1 protein-coding gene is annotated in these 299 nt (G+C 29.4%); it reads left to right on the top strand.

Going from position 1 to position 299, the window contains the following annotated elements; genetic code table 11:
- The coding region (locus tag KVT37_RS32100; RefSeq protein WP_217579010.1) for a PHP domain-containing protein at window positions 1-299 on the top strand (299 nt) is incomplete at both ends.

Here is a 299-nt window from a genome sequence, read left to right as displayed (position 1 = left end):
GGTTCTATTTACTCATGTTAAAATTAAGAAAAATAAATGTAGTAGCGATTACGGATCATGATGAAATTGAGGGTGCGTTAAAATTTAAACCTTTTCTTGAGAAACATTCAATTAGAGTAATTATTGGAGAGGAAATATTTTCTAGTAAGGGTGAAATAATAGGATTATTTATAAATAAAAAGATAAGCCCGGGAAAATCTCCAAGGGATTCAATGTTTGAGATTAAACAACAAGGAGGAATAGTATATATTCCTCAACCATATGGTGAAAAAAGATATAAAACAGTTTTGGTGGAAGAA

The sequence above is a fragment of the Mesorhizobium sp. GbtcB19 genome (genome assembly GCF_019091085.1).
In the GTDB taxonomy this organism is placed as follows: Bacteria; Pseudomonadota; Alphaproteobacteria; order Rhizobiales; family Rhizobiaceae; genus Mesorhizobium.
The sequence above is the reverse complement of the archived record's forward strand: the minus strand, read 5'-3'. Positions and strand labels throughout refer to the sequence as shown.